Here is a 16162-nt window from a genome sequence, read left to right on the forward strand (position 1 = left end):
TTTACCATCATTGATAATTTAAAAAAAACCATAGAAGAACTCCCTGAGAAAAGCATCATAATATTCCATAGCTTACCCCAAAATATCATCGAGCATTTAAAATTTCTACCAAAAAAAGCAATAACAGTCGGATTATTTTTTGGCTTTGAAGTGTACAATGACCCCTTTCTATATTCCGAAAACAAAGCACTTTCACCCCTTACCAAATTATATTTTGCAGATAAAAGTTTAACCTTTAAGAAAAAACTAAAAGAGAAAATTTGGCCAATTTACAGAATCGTAAAAAAAGATCTTTATCTTACGCAAAGAGAAAGAAAGATAAATGCCTTAAGAAGACTAGACTACTTTGGAACATCATTCAAAGAAGAGCACGTGATGATTCAAAAATTATTGGGTTTAAAAAGACCAGTGTTTAATTTTTGGTATTATCCACTGGAAAAGATTCTTGAAACCGATGCCCCTATTAATTTGAATAAATCAAAAGTAATGATTGGAAATTCAGGCTTTAAAACAAACAACCATCTTGATGTTTTTAAGCGTCTGAGTGAACTTAAAATAAAAAATAAAGAAATCTTTAGCCCCGTTTCATATGGTGATCAAAAGTATATTTCTGCGATTAGGGAGAAAGCTCTTATTCCCGGGAATACGTTTGCGTTCATGGAGGATTTTATGAGTTTACAAGATTACCAAAACGTATTAGATGATGTTCAAGTAGCAATTTTAAACACCCGTCGGCAACAAGCCGTTGGGAATATAATAGCATTAATCTATGCAGGCGCTAAAGTTTTTATAAGTGAAAGAAGTACGTTCTTTCATTACCTAAAGAGAAATAAAATAAAAGTTTTCTCCTACGAAAAAGATTTACTTTCACACCATTTCGACACCGCTTTTTCTCAAAAAGAGATAGAATATAACAGAACAATTCTCACTAAGATTTTTAGTAGTGAAACTTTAAAAAAAGAACTTAAAAAATCTGTTGAAGAAGTGTTTTCAGATTTGAAAAAAAAATGATTAATTTATCTCTATGATTAATAAAGGTTTAGTTTCGATCATCATTCCCACCTTCAACCGTGCTGATCTTTTGGTTGAAACATTGGATTCAATTATTGAGCAAACTTACAAAAACTGGGAATGTTTGGTTATAGATGATGGAAGCACCGATCATACTGAAGATATAATTTCGCATTATTCAACAATTGATCCGAGAATTATATATTACAAAAGACCACCTATTTATGCGAGCGGGGGAAATGGTGCACGTAATTACGGTTTAGATCTAGCAAAAGGAGAATATATAAATTGGTTTGACAGCGATGATATAATGCTCCCAAACTTTTTAAACGAACACTTATCTCTTTTAATTAACTCAGCTTTTTCTTTCAGCGTGTGTAAATGTAACCAGTTTAGCACGAAGCAAAGTGAAGCAAAAGATTTTGTAATTAACGAGATTAAAAGCGATAACCCACTTTTAGATTATATTTCAGATAAAATTAAAGTGATGACGCCATCATCAGTTTTTAAGACTGAATTTATAAAATCTAACGCATACCGGTTTAATGAAAAGCTGAAAGCAGCTCAAGAATGGGAATTTTACATTAGAGTATTTGCTGACTTTGATCAGTACGAGACTATTGATAAACAATTAGTTTCTCTGCGACAACATCCTGATGGAATGTCTTACAATTCAAAAATACTGTATGATCGAACGTACAATTATATCTGCGCCAGAAAAATCGTAAAATCTTTTTTAGAGAGAAAAGGAAAATACAGTTCTAATATTGATATTATTTTCCAAGATTTTGGAAAAAAATATATTCCAATTCTGATTATGGGTAAAAAATATAAACTCTTAAATAAAGCAATTTTCACAGGCGGTTTTACCCGATCGAATCTAGTGTCCTTCCTAAGTATCTATTTTTTGATCATCACCAAAAGAAACAAAAGCAAAACAAGATATATTTAATAAGAAATATAATCACTTATTCCCTATTTTCTTTAAAATTTTATCTTTAAATACTTTTATAGTCCATATAAATGGTAATCCCGTAAGTGCTTTCATCACAGGTATTCTCCTAGATTTCAAAACAATATCCCAATACGCTTCTGCTAAATACATTTTCTCTTTAGCAGTTGTAGCGTCTAAAAAATATTCTTGAATTGATAACAATCCATAATTAGGACTCTTCAACATTGATGCATAATGGTTTTGGCTCAGTCCATCTGTAAGATACTCACCATGAACAAGAACGTGATCTGTTACCAATATCCTATATTTTCTTAATATCGGAAAAAACAAAACTGACTCCTGGCAAAATTTTTCATCAGGAAAAATAGGAAAAGAGAAATCGGAGATTACATCCGTTTTAAAACAAAATAACATTTCCCCATAATGCTCCCATTTATAATCACTGACCTTAGATAAACGTTTATTTCCATATTCTTTCTCGTCATAAATAATTTTATCTGAAAAATGAATAAATGAAAAACCAGCGTAATTTTTATGGTTCGCAATCTCCCGTGAAAGCTGCTCCCAAACTTCCGTCGCCGTACTTTCAAGATAGTCATCACTATCAATAATACAAAACCATTGAGTATCAGCATACTTTAACCCTTCGTTGACCGCAATATGTTTACCTTTATTTTCTTGCTTAAAATACCGGATAGGTATTTTATCCTCAGCTTTATAACCTTCAATAAGATCTTGTGTACCATCTGTAGATCCATCATCAACAATTAGCCACACAAAATTCTTATGATTTTGGGCTTTTAAACTTTCGTATAATTTAGGCAGCGTATAGGCTCTATTGTAAGTAGGAGTAAAAATGGTAAATAGCATATTGTTAAGATATTAAAATATTGGTTTACCGTTCCCATCTCCACTTGAAAAACCTAAATCCTAAATCAGTAGGTAAACTATTTAATAGATCAGCTTTTTTAATCGATAACGGAATTTTTGTTGAGAAGTAATCGCTCCAATGTAAACCTGATAACGTTTTATAATTGCAATAACTTTCCTTCCACAGTTGCTCATCTTTCTTTGCTCGCCAATTCATCATTAATGTCATAGATTTGTAGCTAATAAGGTATCTTAAAATTAAAGCTTTTCGAATATTGTTGTCTTCTGTTTTTAAGGCCTCATCTACATATTTGGCGATTGTAAACCAGTTATTGAAATACTTTCTGTCTCTATTATGAATAATTGATTTTTGATGCAAAAAATAAGTATACGTCACATCTTTATGAATCGCAACTTTATTTAGTTTTAAAATCATCTGAAAATTCCACAGCTCATCTTCTGCAAACAAGCCTGGAGTAAAATAAATGCTATTTTTTCTAATGAAATCTACCAGAAATAATTTGTTTACACTATAAGAAACAAGCTCATTATTTGAAAAAGCTGTCAAAATATTTATATTACCACTGATTAATTTCTCCTCAGAATTTAATTTAATGCAGATTGAACGTTTACCAGTTTTTAATTCTACACATTCTAATTGAGACATCGTAACTTCGGCACCACTATTCTCAGAGATCACGACTAGTTTTGAAACACAGTCCCGTGTTATAACGTCATCACTATCAACAAAAAAAATATACTTACCTAAAGCGGTATCAATCCCTTTATTTCTTACCACTGAAAGTCCTGAATTTTTTGCTAAGTGTATAATTCTCCAATTTTCAAGTTGATGTTTTTGAATGAATTCCTCTGCAATTTGCACACTGTTATCAGGAGTCTGATCATTAATCAACGTCACTTCGATATGAGCATAAGTCTGCAACCGAACGGATTCCAGACAGGCTTCCAGGAAATCGGCGCAGTTATAAAGTGGGATGGAGATTGTGACTAGGGGATTTATCATTTTCATTTTCCCAAAAATACTTAATAATTCCTAAATCCATATCTTTGCAAGATAGAAAAACAGTAAACGCTACTTTTGTTTTTACTGCATTGTATCTAAAAATTACCGACACTCTATTTTTATTTTGTAGATTTTTAGAGTTTACGAGAATAATTGAAGATATAATGAACCATATTTCTGTTAATTAAAAAAAACTATGCTATTCTCTATACTTGTTGCACATTACAATAACTTTGAATACTTCAAAGATTTTTATAAAAGCGTTCTCAATCAAACGTACCAGAATTTTGAAATCATCATTGTTGATGATTGTTCTACCGATGATTCTTTGCAAAAAATTAAATCGTTAACTGAAAATAACAAAGCCGTAAAGATTTATAAAAACGAGATAAATAAAGGAGTAGGTTTTACAAAACGAAAATGTGTAGAATTGGCAAAAGGAGAAATTTGTGGATTCATTGACCCAGATGATGCTGTAGTATCAGACGCTTTGGAGCTTAGTATCCAAAAATATGTTGATCATCCAAATATTGTTGCAACCTATTCCCAAATCATGTTGTGCGATAATTTACTTACGCCTCAAAAAATTTATTCTAGAACTAAAAGAATTAAAAATGGTGATCAATATTTTTTTAACATTAATAATGAAGTTTCTCATTTTTTTACATTTCGGCGAGATTTTTATTTTAAAACAGATGGCATTAATGAAGAACTTATCGCATCTGAAGATTTCGATCTTTATCTCAAGCTTTACGAAAAAGGAAAATTTGAATTTATTAACAGTCCTCTATATTATTACAGACAACATTCTAGTGGAGTCTCACAGAATAAACACAGAAAAAAAACAGTTATTGAAAGTTGGAATAAAGTTCTTTTTGATACCTGCGTAAGAAGAAATATTCATCAATTTGGAAATATTAAAGCATCCACGGATATTAATCTCGCAAAAGTTCTTTTTGAAAGAGAGAATACGTTTAGAAAGAAATTAAACAGGTACATCCGTAAAAAATTCTAATTGATGCGCTATTTCCCACTTTTCTCAGATTCCGGTTTTTCTATCTCGGATGTAACAAAATTTAATAATTCTTGTTTTAAAATCCGTCAGAATCATAATGAATATGACCACTTCCGTTTTATTGATAATCCCTTCTCCTCTATCAAATCAGATTTCATATATTGTGTAGAGAATGATGGTAAATACATTGCCCAAATGCTTACTATGCCGGCACCTCTTTCTTTAAATGAAGAAGTCATTCCTGCCTTTTGGGGGCAGGACTATTATGTTTTGGAAGAATACCGAAATAAAGGAATAGGAAAAAAGCTAGCCGATTATTATCTTAAAAACGATTACTACATTGCCGTAGGGTTTTCAGAGAAGTCTGCAAGAATTCATCAGGATAGGGGTGCAAAAGTAATAAGTCATCTCAATTTTTACCTTAAATGGGGATCTATCTTCCATAGGCTGAAATTCTTAACCCAAAGAGTTTTTCGTATGCCACCAAAAGATATTAAGAGTTATCAATTCCCAGATAATATCGGTAGATTTCAAAGAATAAAGGATGCAGCACAATTAAATTTATCCACTTTAAACTGGAATAAGAATGTAATTGAAACACTTAGAGATAAAAGGTATTTCCAATGGCGATTTTTTTATAAACCAGACCGCTATTTTTTCTACATCTCTTCGTCATCTTTGGATGAAAACCCCACTTATTTTGTGGCAAAACCCTATTTTTATAAAGGAGTAAATTGGTTGAAGATAGTGGACTATCGCTTTAATAATCATAAAATAAACGAGTTTACCGCTATATTGATGAGCGCGGAATTATTGAGAAAAAAACTAAAACTTTATGGTACTATAATATCTTCATCTCAAAACATCACTGATCAATGGCTCTCCGAGCACTTTTTTACACAGTTCAAGCATGAAGTTGTTCTCACGACATTCCCTTTTAATTTTAAAAATACCCAAGAAACCCACGATCATCTGGTTATGAGTTTTGCAGACAGCGACTTGGACATGCATTCTAACTTAGGAAAATTCAACTATGCCGAAGATTATTAATTTTCATGAAATTCATGATAAAGACTGGTTTGAAGATACCCTTGATGTGATTCAAGACCTTTATGAAGTGGTACCTTTCTATGAAATTCAAAATTTCTATAATGGAAAAGTAAAGACGAAAAACATAGCCCACCTCACCGTAGACGATGGGCACATTTCTACTTATTCAATTATTTATCCTGTTTTAAAGAAGAGAGGATTGACGGCATCAATATTTGTTTCCCCTAAAATTATTGAAGAAGAATCCAACTTTTGGTTTTCTGAAAGCTGTGATTATGATAAAGAGAAATTAATATTTTGTATAGGTGAGATGTTAAATATAAAACCCGAAAATCTTATGGGTATTTATCCACGGTCCTTGATGAAGTTGCTGAGGCTGGATCAAATCTGGAAAATCATAAGATTATATCAAAAAAAATTTAATAGCCCCGCTAAGATTAGTCAGTATGTCAACTTAAATCAATTACTTGAAATGGAGAAATCAGGTATTTTTGAAATTGGAGCTCATACCTTGAATCACCCCATTTTATCAAATGAAAAGGATGCGACCGCAGAATTTGAAATTACCAAATCTATTACCCGTTTAGGTGAACTGCTCCACAGAAATATCACCACTTTTGCCTACCCCAATGGAAGTGTAAATTTGGATTTTGGTCCCAGAGAAATTGAGTTTTTAAAGAAATCCGGAGTTAAATATGCCTACTCCTTTGAATTTAAAAATTTAAGTCCTAATAATAATTTATTGGCGATTCCACGCTATGGTCTGTATCATGGAAACAAGGACTTCATACGCAATAAACTAAGATATGGAGCACTCTGGGAACCTGTGAAAAAACAGTTTTTAAATAACGAAGATAAATACAGACGAAAGTTGCAGAAAAAGTTTAGATTGTAGCGTTATATAATTATATAAATCACTAGTTTAGATTTTGAAAACTTAAACATGACAAGTATTTTAATAAAATCTTTTAACCGACCATATTATCTGGACCGCTGCTTAAAAAGCATTAAGCAAAATGTTAGCGGCAATTATAAGGTTATTATTTTGGATGATGGAACGCCAGAAAAATATCTGCAGAAAATTCAAGAACTCCATCCGACGATTGAAATTCGAACCTCATTACAATATGATGAAAAGATAAATTCAATTCAAAAAAATATCGAATCGGGAACAGAAATCAATGGTTTTAAAATCCCGACTACGCTATGGTATGACAGCGTAAAAAATGCAGATGACTATGTTCTTGTTACTGAAGATGATGTGTGGTTTACAAAGCCCCTCAACTTATCAGATCTGGAAAACGACATTTCGACCCATGATATTTCACTGCTAAAATTAGGTTGGCTTGGAAATCAGATAGACGACAAAGACCTTGAAATAAATCCGATTAATGACAGAATTTCTAAGGTAATTCCTCTCCATCTTTTTACCGGAAATCAATTTATAATGGATTGTTTTATGTACAACCGATTTAAGTTTTTTACTATTTTATATAAATTAGGTGTCGTGAATAATGAGACGCGAAGAAAATATTACGCGCTAAATTCCATTGCAATGGGAATTTATGAGAAAAAATATTGGCTTCATATATGGAAAGATTCGCGGGAAAAAGTGGATGAAAAACAGCAGCTCAGAAATGCTGCAACTTATTATCATAAAAATAAAAATCCTAATTTCATTGCGAGAACAAAAACCGAAGTTTTAAAAACCACCTTTCAATCGTCAGCCACCAATTCTTATCATCAGTATAACATTGATTTTGATGTTAATTACTTTAATCATCTCATCAATAAAGCCTGGTTAGAAGGGAAGTTTGATGTGATGCAAAATTTTCCACGAGATTTTTCAATCGATTATTTTACTATTTTCTTAGATTCTACTATTAAAACTGAAGAATTTACCAAATGGGTTGATAGATTTAAAGAACAATACCGAAATTTGGGAGCAACTGTCGATGATTAAAAAGGGAAATACTATAATCCACATAAGCACACAAAATGTCAAATGACAAAATAAAAATACTCTTCCGCCACCGCTCCCTTGAAATGGGCGGCATAGAAATGGTGCTGCTAAATATATTAAACTACCTGGATTATAATAAGTATGAGGTGGTGCTTTTGCTCAATTACAAACAAGGTGAATTTCTCCATCGTGTACCTACAGAAGTCAAAGTACTATACATTGGTCAGGACAGCGAACTTTCTTCAGAAAATAAATATTTGAATTTCATTCAAAAAGCAAAACGAAGGTTGAAATATGCGATTTTTGAAAATTATCCTAAATTTTTCTATAAAAAACACCAGCTTTTAGATTATGATTTCGAAGTAGCTTTCAGTCATTACATGTTGAAAGATGTCTACAACAGCCCGAATAAAAAAAGTAAAAAAATATACTGGATTCACGGAGACTTACGAAATTCCGGTTTCGGCGTTAAACAGAATAATTTATTTGTTGAATTAATGCAAAAATTTGACACTGGAATTTTCGTTTCTAACCATGGCAAAAATATCGTGGAGAAGCATTGGAATGTTCAGTTAAAAAATGCTCAGGTGATTTACAATCCCTTAGAGATAGATCAAATACTTGCACAAGCGAAAGAACCTGCAGAAGAGCCGTTTAAAAATATCGACTTTATATCGGTGGGACGATTGTTTTCAGCAAAAGGTTTCAAAGATTTGGTGAAAGCTCATAACCAACTGGTTTGTGAGGGGTACAAAATAAAAACAGCTATTATTGGCGAGGGTATTCAGCGTAAAGATTTAGAAATGCTCATTGAAAAATATCATATTGAGGACACTTTCCTACTTTATGGATTTTCTGAAAATCCAATAAAATACATTAAAGAATCCCGCTACTTCGTGCTTCCATCTTATAGTGAAAGTTACCCAATGGTCATCGGCGAAGCACTTTGTCTTAACAAACCCGTTTTATCAACCAACGTAGGAGGAATATCGGAAATGGTTCAAAATAATAGAAATGGATTATTATTTAATCCTGGAAAAGAGGAACTTTATAAAGTAATAAAATTGGTTTTGGACAATCCTTCTTTAGAGAAAATATTATCTAAACAGGATTCTTTAGTAGAATTGAAAGAAAAAAACAATCGTATATTTCAGCAATTAGATCAATTATTTCAATAATATGAACCTACTCTACCGAATTATTTTAAAAGTTGAAGATATTTTGAAAAGACTGCGCGACAAAGCCTACATTGAAATCTGCAAATCCCGCGGTTTGAAAGTTGGCAAAGACGTGATCTTCATTGAAGCACCAAAATTCGGTTCCGAACCGTATTTAATAGAAATTGGCGACCGCACTAAAATCACAGCAAACTGCACCTTCATCAATCATGATGGGGCAATGTATACGATTCGCTCCATGGAAAAATACCGAGATACAAGAAATTTCGGACGAATAAAGATTGGCAAAAACTGTTTTATTGGAAACAACTGTACGATTCTTCCAGGTGTTGAAATGGGTGATAACTGCATTTTGGGCGCAGGCTCTGTGCTTAATTCTTCGATGCCCTCCAATTCTGTTTATGCGGGAACTCCGGCAAAATTCATCTGTACAATTGAACAATACGGCGACAAAGCATTGAAGAACAACGTACTGTATCCAAGAGAACTGGAAACTGACCGCCCAAAATTAGACGAATATATTAAAGAATATCTTCCGCATATTTATAAACCCGTAAAATAAATTTAGATAAAAAGGAAATCCAATAAAGACTTCTACATTCTAAAAAATCACTCCAAACCTGCTACTCCCAATTTGATCATTTTTATAGAAAGATCTTTTCTGTTCCCATAGGTATCGAAAACTGCATCTTCACTTAAAACACCACGCGGTAAATCTTGCGGAATGATTTGCAGACGGTCGTCTTCAAGATCTTTTCCTCTTTCTTCACTGGTATAATAATTCATCAAATCATTAAAATCTTGCTGATTCTGCTCCCACTTTTCGAGTAATTTTTCCATTTCTGAAATCAGTTCATCCGTGCGGTTCAGAATGTTTTCCATTTTAGTAATATTTTCAAGACGTTTTTCCATTCAATTTTATTTTAGAATTAAATATACGGATAACTTTTCTCAACTGACCCGCTTTATTATCTTTGCAGAAACACAATCGTTTGAAAAAGAAAATCCTCATCAGAATCGGTTCCCTGCGTCATGGCGGCGCAGAAAAAGTATTGGTGACTTTTCTAAAAAACTTACCCAAAGACAAATATGAAATCGACCTTTTATTGAATTTACATTCGGGGAAATATCTGAAAGAAGTTCCGAGTTGGGTCAATATTTTATACTTGAATAAAGGGGAAATGATCACTACCAATCGGATTCAGGATTTACCGGTGAAAGCTTTCCGTGTTTTGTATCAAAAAATTCTGAAAATGTTTCCTCAAATTCTTTACCAATTTATCTTAAAAGGTAAAAAATACGATATCGAATTTGCTGCGATCCATGGAATGCGCGATGAAATATTAAATTCACCGTTAAAGTTTTCAAAAAAATTAATTTGGATTCATAATGATTTAAAGAAAACAGAATTTCATAATTATACTGACAAAGAATTTAGAAAGTTTTTTGGGTTCGATAAAATCATGGTGATCTCAGAAAAAATTAAACAGGATTTCGAAACAATAGCAATAACTGAAGAAGAAAAAGATAAAATTGTAAGAATTTACAATCCATTAGATACAAAAGAAATTTTATCAAAATCAAAATTAGAACTCAAGAATTATAATTTTGATAAACGTGCAAAAACTTTTGTTTCAGTCGGCACCGTTTTTCCTCAAAAAGGATTTGACCGGTTATTAAAAGCTCATAAAAGACTTCTTTATGAAGGTTTAAATCATAAAATTCTCATTCTTGGCGATGGTTACGATTTTGAAAATCTAAAAAACTTAAAAAAAGAATTGGGAGTTGCGGGAACGGTGACGTTGCTGGGTTTTACTGATAATCCTTATCCCTACTTTAAAAAAGCTGATTTCTATATTTTGAGTTCAAGATATGAAGGATTTCCCACTGTTTTATTTGAAGCCATCACTTTGAAGAAGAAGATTATCGCAACCGATGTTTCCGGGGTTCGCGAAATGCTGGAAGAGGGAAAACTGGGACTTATTGTCGATAATTCGGAAAACGGAATTTATGAAGGAATGAAAAAAGCTTTACAAAACGACCCTATCTTTGACACCTACACTGAAAGCCTGATAAATTATAATATGCCATTTGACCTGGAAAACTCTGTAAAAATAATCACTGAGATAATTGATACTATTTAATGAAAAAAACAATTCTTCTTTTAGCGCTAGTGACAATACTCTACCTCCTAGGTTTCTTTTTAGCCTTTTCGTATCTTTTTGAAGCACTTACTCCAGGTAAACTTTTAGATTTAAGCCGAAATATTGTCGAATACAGCGTCATGTTTGTGTCACTGATTATATTTTGCAGTGTTCTTCTAAAAAATAAGTTTACTTCGGTCATCGCCTATATTTTAATTTTTTTAGCTACGCTCAATTTTGGATTATCAATTGGCGCTGCCCTAATTTATAAGTCAGATGTAAATATCGGTATGATTCTGAGTATCATGGATACGAACATTAATGAGGCTGTAAGTATGTCAACCATGTTTATTCTTCCATCCGTTATAGGATTAATTATGTTGGCGCTTTCCATACATTGTGCGATCACCATTAAAAATACCATTCGTCTTAACTGGAAAACAGCAGTAATTTCATCTTTGTGGATTTTAATGCCTTTCATTTTCTTTATGAAACATAAGTATATCAGTAACAAAGGCGGGGGAAAAATGATAAAAAATGTTTTTTATTTATCAAATTATATTGATCAGTCTTTACAGATTAGAAAGGAATCAGAGGAAATCTCAGCAGTTCAACCATCGTTTGATGTTCAGAAAATTGACGAAGGCGTTCAAAATATTATTTTGATTATTGGGGAGTCCGCTAGAAAACAAAATTTTTCCCTTTACGGATATCATAAAAAAACTACTCCTTATGAGGATGCCGAGAAAAAGAATATGCTATTATTTGAAAACGCCGTTTCGCCTGCGGGAATAACAAATCTAAGTGTACCATTGGTTTTGTCAACGGTTGAGCCCAGTGAATTTCAAGCTCATTTTAATAAAATTTCAGATAATATCATAAACCTCTCAAATCATGTAGGTTACAAAACATCTTGGATCAGTATGCAGGGAGCTGCCCGCGGAATAACTAGTATTGCCAATATGGCCGCCTATAAAAAATGGTTAAATGGCTATGATGAGGTTTCAATTTCACATTTTAAAGAGATTTATAATCCCAAAACTAAGAATTTGGTCGTCATTCATTTAAATGGAAGTCATCCAAATCCTTGCGACAGAATTCCGCCGGAGGAAAAATCAGATAAACTAAACTGTTATGATCAATCGATTCAGTATACCGATAAACTCCTCGGACAAGTTTTTAAATTTTCAAAAAAGAATAATACCGTTGTTATTTATTTCTCGGATCACGGAGTTAAAATAAAGGGAAATAAATTTCTTCACACTGACTCAAAAGAATCAACGCAAGTTCCTTTTTTCATATGGTATTCAGATGACATTGCAGACAAATACAGAGAAATAGGAACTGTGAACCAAGTAACACAGACCACTAAAATTTTCCCTTTAATCTCAAGATTTATGGGTTTAAAAGAACCGGAGAAATACAAGGACGAAAGATTAAAATATTTAAAATTAGATTTAAGCGTCATTCCGTATTCTGAATTAAAAGAATAAATCTTATCTTTAATCCGCTAGCTTTGTCCTAATGCATAATAAAACTCCCCTTCAAAAAGATTTCTATCGCGAAAGCGGGCAATGGCTTTCCACTTTTCAAATGTGGAAAAAATGCTTCAGTCCCAATCTGCATTTCATCTATCTTTTAAGAACAGCGCAAAAACATCCTAAAAGCTCCTTCTCAGGAAAAATCTGGCGTTTGATTTTACGACATTATCAAATAAAATATGGTTTTCAGATCTACCCGGAAACTCAGATTGGGGAAGGTTTATATCTCGGACATTGGGGAGCGCTGGTTATTAATCCAAAAGCAAAAATCGGAAAAAACTGTAATATCGCCCAGGGTGTGACGATCGCACAAGCCAATCGCGGTAAAAACGAAGGCGTGCCGGAAATTGGCGATGAGGTTTGGATTGGCCCCAACGCTGTTATCGTTGGGAAAATAATCATTGGAAACAATGTTTTGATCGCGCCAAATGCCTACGTCAATTTTGATGTGCCTTCACATTCCGTTGTTGTCGGAAATCCCGGCAATATTGTCCCCAACACGCAAGCTACAGAAGGTTACATCAATCATAAAATCTAAAATTCTTACTATTAAATTTTGTTAATTTCTCTTTTTTTTATTTTCTAAACAATACTTTTGCATCGTTATAAATCTGAAAACTAATTAAACGATTCCGTTTAATATTAACTTTTGACTATTATACACATGAAAAAATCGTACGAAGCTATTTTTGAAAACAACAAGAAATGGGTAGAATCTAAACTGGCTCAGGATAAAGAGTTTTTTAAGACTTTATCTTCTACACAGACGCCGGAATTTCTTTACATCGGTTGTTCAGATAGTCGCGTTTCTGCAGAGGAAATGATGGGTATGAAACCTGGTGAGCTCTTTGTTCATCGTAATATTGCTAATGTAGTCAACAGTTTAGATATGAGTTCAACAGCAGTAATTCAGTACGCTGTGGAACATTTGAAAGTGAAACATATTATCGTTTGTGGACATTACGGCTGTGGCGGAGTAAAAGCCGCACTTACCCCGCAGGATCTCGGATTACTGAATCCTTGGCTGCGAAATATTCGGGACGTTTACCGCTTGCATCAGACAGAATTAGATGCTATTGAAGATGAACAAAAACGTTACGATCGAGTTGTAGAACTTAATGTGCAGGAACAATGCATCAACGTTATTAAAATGGCAGTGGTGCAGGAACAGTACTTAATCGATGAATATCCTATTGTTCATGGGTGGGTTTTCGATTTAAGAACGGGTAACATTATCGATTTAGAAATTGATTTTGAGAAAATCTTGAAAGACATTCAAAAAATATATAACCTTACCAATTCTGATTGGGTGATGAGCAGATTAAATAATAAAAACCTCATCTAACTTGTAGCAGTTTCTATATGAAATTTTGGAGTATTCTTACATTAACGGTCTTTTTGAATTTTATGGCTTTACCCAGTATGGCCACTATTTTCGATTGGGATTTTTCGACGACTAATGTAGTACTCTCTGAAGAAGAAACCCAGCACGCTCCTTTAGTCATCAACGAAAAAACCGTTCCCAAAACGTTGAACGTTCATGATTTTATCAAATTCTTTGAAACCGATTTACTCGTTAAATCTTTCATTCCAGCAGATGATTCTATTCATCTGTCGCCTTTTCTCAGTATTTTTTCTCCACCTCCGAATGCTTAATTTTTTATCGTAAAAAAGTAGAAACACTCATTTCATCAAGATTTTGAGCAGATTCTATTTTGATTTTAAATTAAAACAATCTTGTGTTTTGATCACACTTTCCGGTGTTCTGATCACAACACCCAAATACTTTTTCAAAAAAATGAAAAAAGCAATATTAGCATTCGGAGGAATTAAAGAAAATTTCCCTTCAGGACTCGTGGTCTTTTTAGTTGCGCTTCCACTTTGTTTAGGAATCGCTCTGGCTTCGGGCGCACCACCACTTTCCGGGATTATCGCCGGTATCATTGGTGGTTTGGTAATAGGATTCTTAAGTAATTCTAACATCTCAGTTTCTGGTCCTGCAGCGGGCTTAAGCGCTATTGTTCTTACAGCAATTACCGATTTAGGAGCATTTGAACTTTTTCTGTGTGCCGGAATTATTGCCGGAGCACTACAACTGATCTTAGGATTTATTCGAGCCGGCAGTATTTCAAATTACTTTCCCAACAATGTTATTGAAGGAATGTTGGCGGGGATCGGAATCATTATAATTTTAACACAGATACCGCACGCTTTAGGTTTCGATAAAGATTTCGAGGGAAATGAAAGTCTTTTCGTAAACGGTTTTAATCCCACCTATTTTACAGAATTACTTTCCGGCATTAACCCCGGCGCGATCATCATCACCACTGTTTCGATAGGAATTCTTTTGGCGTGGGATCGTTTTCCTGCCTTAAAAAAGCTGAAAATGATTCCCGGAGCTTTAGTTGCTGTGGTGGTCGGCATTTTACTTAATTTTATTTTTAAGATCTCCGGGAGCTCTTTAGCCATCGGCGCGGACCATTTGGTTTCACTACCCGTACCACAAAACGTGGATGATTTTAAAAACATGATTGTCTTTCCGAATGTACAGGGATTTCTTGATCCCAAAGTTTGGATAGTCGGAGCCACAATCGCTATCGTAGCGTCGATCGAAACACTTTTATGCATTGAAGCATCAGATAGATTAGATACGCACAGAAGAACAACAGACACAAATCTTGAGCTTAAAGCGCAGGGAATCGGAAATCTTATCAGCGCTGCAATTGGTGGGCTTCCCATGACTTCTGTCGTAGTAAGAAGTTCTGCAAATGCCGCGGCCGGTGCAACAACAAAAGTTTCGGCCATGATTCATGGTGCACTTTTATTAATCTGCGTTCTTTCAATTCCTTTTATTTTGAATTTAATTCCGTTGGCAACTTTGGCTGCAGTTTTAATTCTAGTCGGTTATAAACTCGCGAAACCTGCCACCATTATGCATTTTTGGAAAAAAGGAAAATATCAGTTCATCCCGTTTATTGCGACGGTTTTGGCCGTAGTATTCCTTGATTTATTAAAAGGAGTGGGGATCGGTTTACTCATTTCTGTTTTCTACATTTTACAGGGAAATATGAAGAGAGCTTACTATTTAAGTCGCGAAGAATTGAACGATGCTGATGACATTCAAATAAAATTAGCTGAAGAAGTTTCGTTTTTAAATAAGGCAGCCATTAAGAAAACATTAAAAAACATCAAACCAAATTCGGTGGTAACCATCGATGCCAAAGGCACTTCTTATATCGCCGATGATATTTTAGAAATGATACAGGATTTTGCAAACATAAGAGCAAAAGAGGAAGAGATTGACGTTCGGCTGGTGGGTTTTCGAACATCGTACACGCCGCTTGAACATGCCGTTAAAGACTCTCACGTTCTGATCGCCCATAGAAGAGCGATGTAATCATGCAGTTAATC

17 protein-coding genes are annotated in these 16162 nt (G+C 33.7%); 14 read left to right on the forward strand and 3 right to left on the reverse strand.

From position 1 onward, the window contains the following. Nucleotides 1-375 precede the first annotated feature (375 nt). Both EIB73_RS15050 and EIB73_RS09150 read left to right on the forward strand, forming a co-directional pair. A complete protein-coding gene (locus EIB73_RS15050) occupies nucleotides 376-1011 on the forward strand; it encodes a TDP-N-acetylfucosamine:lipid II N-acetylfucosaminyltransferase (protein WP_164467877.1) in 636 nt (211 codons plus the stop codon). 13 nt (nucleotides 1012-1024) lie between these two features. Then, complete coding sequence (locus EIB73_RS09150; protein WP_125024703.1) at nucleotides 1025-1963, forward strand: glycosyltransferase family 2 protein; 939 nt, start codon at nucleotides 1025-1027, stop codon at nucleotides 1961-1963. 12 nt (nucleotides 1964-1975) lie between these two features. Here the strand turns inward: EIB73_RS09150 and EIB73_RS09155 are convergent, their stop codons facing one another. Both EIB73_RS09155 and EIB73_RS09160 read right to left on the reverse strand, forming a co-directional pair. Next, nucleotides 1976-2836: a glycosyltransferase family 2 protein gene (locus tag EIB73_RS09155; protein WP_125024705.1), complete on the reverse strand. Its 861-nt coding sequence runs from the start codon at nucleotides 2834-2836 to the stop codon at nucleotides 1976-1978. Between the two features lie 25 nt (nucleotides 2837-2861). Next, nucleotides 2862-3866 carry a glycosyltransferase gene (locus tag EIB73_RS09160; RefSeq protein WP_125024707.1) on the reverse strand — a complete coding sequence of 335 codons (1005 nt, stop codon included), beginning with the start codon at nucleotides 3864-3866 and terminating at the stop codon, nucleotides 2862-2864. Between the two features lie 190 nt (nucleotides 3867-4056). Between EIB73_RS09160 and EIB73_RS09165 the strand changes: the two genes are divergently transcribed. The 6 genes from EIB73_RS09165 to EIB73_RS09190 are packed head-to-tail and all read left to right on the forward strand — an operon-like array spanning nucleotide 4057 to nucleotide 9628. Then, nucleotides 4057-4875, forward strand: coding sequence for a glycosyltransferase family 2 protein (locus EIB73_RS09165; protein ID WP_125024709.1), 819 nt, complete (start codon nucleotides 4057-4059; stop codon nucleotides 4873-4875). 3 nt (nucleotides 4876-4878) lie between these two features. Continuing rightward, the gene (locus EIB73_RS09170) at nucleotides 4879-5925 is read left to right on the forward strand and encodes a GNAT family N-acetyltransferase (RefSeq protein ID WP_125024711.1); all 1047 of its coding nucleotides are present in this window, start codon (nucleotides 4879-4881) and stop codon (nucleotides 5923-5925) included. Beyond that, entirely contained in the window at nucleotides 5909-6820 is a 912-nt protein-coding gene (locus EIB73_RS09175; protein ID WP_125024717.1) for a polysaccharide deacetylase family protein, read from the forward strand. The genes EIB73_RS09170 and EIB73_RS09175 overlap by 17 nt, the downstream gene beginning before the upstream one ends. A 48-nt stretch (nucleotides 6821-6868) precedes the next feature. Further along, nucleotides 6869-7888 carry a glycosyltransferase family 2 protein gene (locus tag EIB73_RS09180; RefSeq protein WP_125024719.1) on the forward strand — a complete coding sequence of 340 codons (1020 nt, stop codon included), beginning with the start codon at nucleotides 6869-6871 and terminating at the stop codon, nucleotides 7886-7888. Between the two features lie 35 nt (nucleotides 7889-7923). Further along, nucleotides 7924-9066 (forward strand): glycosyltransferase, encoded by a 1143-nt coding sequence (locus EIB73_RS09185; RefSeq protein WP_125024721.1) that lies wholly within the window; start codon nucleotides 7924-7926, stop codon nucleotides 9064-9066. Nucleotide 9067: 1 nt separating this feature from the next. Next, entirely contained in the window at nucleotides 9068-9628 is a 561-nt protein-coding gene (locus EIB73_RS09190) for an acyltransferase (RefSeq protein ID WP_125024723.1), read from the forward strand. 47 nt (nucleotides 9629-9675) lie between these two features. Here EIB73_RS09190 and EIB73_RS09195 read toward each other — a convergent pair whose 3' ends face one another. After that, nucleotides 9676-9978: a DUF4298 domain-containing protein gene (locus EIB73_RS09195; RefSeq protein WP_125024725.1), complete on the reverse strand. Its 303-nt coding sequence runs from the start codon at nucleotides 9976-9978 to the stop codon at nucleotides 9676-9678. A gap of 80 nt (nucleotides 9979-10058) precedes the next feature. On the opposite strand from EIB73_RS09195, the gene EIB73_RS09200 reads away from it, so the two are divergent. The 6 genes from EIB73_RS09200 to EIB73_RS09225 all read left to right on the forward strand — a co-directional run bounded on the left by EIB73_RS09200 (nucleotide 10059) and on the right by EIB73_RS09225 (nucleotide 16148). Continuing rightward, nucleotides 10059-11210 carry a glycosyltransferase gene (locus EIB73_RS09200; RefSeq protein ID WP_125024727.1) on the forward strand — a complete coding sequence of 384 codons (1152 nt, stop codon included), beginning with the start codon at nucleotides 10059-10061 and terminating at the stop codon, nucleotides 11208-11210. Beyond that, nucleotides 11210-12703 carry a phosphoethanolamine transferase gene (locus EIB73_RS09205; protein WP_125024729.1) on the forward strand — a complete coding sequence of 498 codons (1494 nt, stop codon included), beginning with the start codon at nucleotides 11210-11212 and terminating at the stop codon, nucleotides 12701-12703. The genes EIB73_RS09200 and EIB73_RS09205 overlap by 1 nt, the downstream gene beginning before the upstream one ends. 31 nt (nucleotides 12704-12734) lie before the next feature. Next, on the forward strand, nucleotides 12735-13289 hold the full coding sequence (locus EIB73_RS09210) for a serine acetyltransferase (RefSeq protein ID WP_125024731.1): 555 nt from the start codon (nucleotides 12735-12737) through the stop codon (nucleotides 13287-13289). A gap of 126 nt (nucleotides 13290-13415) precedes the next feature. After that, nucleotides 13416-14096, forward strand: coding sequence for a carbonic anhydrase (locus tag EIB73_RS09215; RefSeq protein ID WP_125024733.1), 681 nt, complete (start codon nucleotides 13416-13418; stop codon nucleotides 14094-14096). Between the two features lie 17 nt (nucleotides 14097-14113). After that, entirely contained in the window at nucleotides 14114-14407 is a 294-nt protein-coding gene (locus EIB73_RS09220; RefSeq protein ID WP_125024735.1) for a hypothetical protein, read from the forward strand. A 142-nt stretch (nucleotides 14408-14549) separates the two neighbouring features. Next, a complete protein-coding gene (locus tag EIB73_RS09225; protein WP_125024737.1) occupies nucleotides 14550-16148 on the forward strand; it encodes a SulP family inorganic anion transporter in 1599 nt (532 codons plus the stop codon). Nucleotides 16149-16162: the final 14 nt, after the last annotated feature.

The organism is Kaistella carnis (genome assembly GCF_003860585.1).
Taxonomy (GTDB): domain Bacteria; phylum Bacteroidota; class Bacteroidia; order Flavobacteriales; family Weeksellaceae; genus Kaistella; species Kaistella carnis.